We start from the raw sequence: 2,502 nt of genomic DNA on the forward strand, positions 1-2,502 counted from the left end.
TTTTCCATTATTAGAACCAACTATTAATGTTAGTTTGTTCTATAGGTGATTCAAATATGATGTGAAGAGCCGTATGCCTTAATAGGGCAAGTACGGTTCCGTCGAGGAGCATGGGCGGTAACGCCTGTGTTTACTTAAGAAATATTAATATATTTAAAAGGAGAGTCAAACATATGCCACAACATTCATTGTCAAGAACAGAGTTACTTATTGGTATGGATAGTTTAAATAAATTAAGAGAAAGCAAAGTAGTAGTTTTCGGAATAGGCGGAGTTGGAAGTTATACAGTTGAAGCACTAGTAAGAGCAGGTGTTGGAAAATTGGTATTAATAGATGATGATACAATATGCTTAACAAATTTAAATAGGCAAATACATGCTACAATTAAAACTATAGGCAAAAGCAAGGTACTAGTGATGAAGGATAGAATACTCGAAATAAATCCTAATTGTGAAGTTATTACTTATGAAACATTTATAACTGCAGAGAATATGGGAGATATAATTACTGAGGATACAGATTATGTAGTAGATGCTATAGATACGGTAACTTCAAAAATATCTTTAGTTGAGTACTGTGAGGAACATAATATCGATATTATATGCTGCCTTGGAACAGGTAATAAATTAGATCCAACATTATTTAGAGTTGCAGATATTTATGATACAAAAGTATGTCCACTTGCTAAGGTTATGAGGCATGAACTACGAAAAAGGAATATTAATAAATTAAAGGTAGTTTACTCAGAGGAAATCCCTGTTAAACCAAAAATTGGAGAAGTTATAACATGTAAAGAGGGATGTGTGTGTACAGGGGGTTCAAAAAAATGTGCTTTTAAAAGACAAATTCCGGGTAGTATATCTTTTGTTCCTCCAGTAGCGGGAATGATAATTGGCGGAGAGGTTGTTAAGAATTTAATTAAGAAGAATAATTAATGTTTATTAAAAGGATTAAAAAAGATAAGAATAGAAATTAATATATTCTTATCTTTTTTATGCAATTATATATATAATCATCTTTTCAAACATTATGTTATAATTAAACTTAAATTAAAGATTCTATTGTAGAAAAAGGAGTTAAAAATGAACAAAGGTAAGTACGTTAACTTAGAAGCAACAACAGGTAATGAGAGAGAATATATTATAAAAGATAAAAATAATATTATACTGGGAAGAATATATATAGTGGAATTAGATAAAAAAAATAAGTTTTGCCAATTTAGATTAAAATTCCATAGTCATACTAATGAGAATTATGAGTATTTAAAAGACACATTAAATCTTATGCTTAATATTTTGTTTAAAAACATGGGGATAAACAAAGTAAATATTATGGTTAACGAAAATATAAATGTAGGAGCATTTATTGATTTAGGATTTGAGTTAGAAGGTATTATACGCGATAGTGTAATAAATAAATCTGAATATCAATCAGAAATGATGTTTGGTATAAGTGATTCTGTTTTTAAAAAAAATTCTATAACAAGGGATCTTGCGATTAAAGGCAGAAATATAAAAATCCAAATATTAACCCCAAGTGATGCACAAGCATTGTTAGATTTTCATTTAAGAAACAGAGATTATTTAAGGCGGTTTGAACCTTCTAGAGATGAAAGTTTTTATACCTTAGTCAACCAAAAGCGCACGTTAACAGAAAGTTATAAACAATTTATAAATGGTAGCGTGATAAGTTTTGGAATATATAAAAATGATAAACTTATCGGAAAAATAAAAATATCGAATATAGTTATGGGTGTTTTTAAAAATGCTTTTATAGGATATTCTATGGATGAGTTAGAACAAAATAAAGGATATATGAAAGAAGCAGTTAAACTAGCAGTAGAATACGCTTTCGAGGAGTTAGAATTACATAGAGTAGAAGCTACTACTTTAATAGATAACGAAAAATCACAAAGAGTTTTAAGAAACTGTGGGTTTAAAGAACTTGGTGTTAGTGAAAAATACTTACGCATTAATGGCGAATGGAGAGACCATATGGTTTTTTATAAAGTTAAAAACATTGATTAGTTTAATATAGTTTAAATAACTATTTGAAACTATAAGGGATATTAGAAAAGATATTTTCAATAATTCAAAGGTTTCGTTGAAGTTTATAAGTGAATATTATGTATACGAGCCCTAGTGTATCAATATGAGAAAAACGTAGAATAAGTAAGAAAATACGATTATTGTGGGTTTATATTAAGATAAATACAATGCATACTAAAACAGATCAAAATGATTATGATAAGATATTACATGTTGCTGTGGTTATGCCATGACAAAGTAGTTATCGTAATAGAAAATTTAATTTATATAATTAAAATAACTATTGACAGATGATTAGATAACTGATAAAGTTGTAGAGGTCGTCACTTGATGACAAAACAAATTGGTCTTTGAAAATTAAACAGAGAAATAGGTAAAGAAATGAAATAATATTTTATTTTAACCAGTTAATTACTTTAGAAAAAAGTAATATTTTAGTCGTAAGACTAAAAAG

At 27.9% G+C, this 2,502-nt stretch carries 2 protein-coding genes; both read left to right on the forward strand.

Going from position 1 to position 2,502, the window contains the following annotated elements:
* Positions 1-173: 173 nt before the first annotated feature.
* The gene (locus VIM70_RS15965; RefSeq protein WP_331946768.1) at positions 174-935 is read left to right on the forward strand and encodes a tRNA threonylcarbamoyladenosine dehydratase; all 762 of its coding nucleotides are present in this window, start codon (positions 174-176) and stop codon (positions 933-935) included.
* A 147-nt stretch (positions 936-1,082) separates the two neighbouring features.
* The gene (locus VIM70_RS15970; RefSeq protein WP_331946769.1) at positions 1,083-2,027 is read left to right on the forward strand and encodes a GNAT family protein; all 945 of its coding nucleotides are present in this window, start codon (positions 1,083-1,085) and stop codon (positions 2,025-2,027) included.
* Positions 2,028-2,502 lie beyond the last annotated feature (475 nt).

The sequence above is a fragment of the Clostridium sp. genome (genome assembly GCF_036569345.1).
Lineage (GTDB): Bacteria > Bacillota > Clostridia > Clostridiales > Clostridiaceae > Clostridium_AD.

What these genes read in the sequence shown, in the direction of transcription:
- VIM70_RS15970 (WP_331946769.1), top strand. Translation starts at nt 1,083, where the DNA reads ATGAACAAAGGTAAGTACGTTAACTTAGAAGCAACAACAGGTAATGAG.
- VIM70_RS15965 (WP_331946768.1), top strand. Translation starts at nt 174, where the DNA reads ATGCCACAACATTCATTGTCAAGAACAGAGTTACTTATTGGTATGGAT.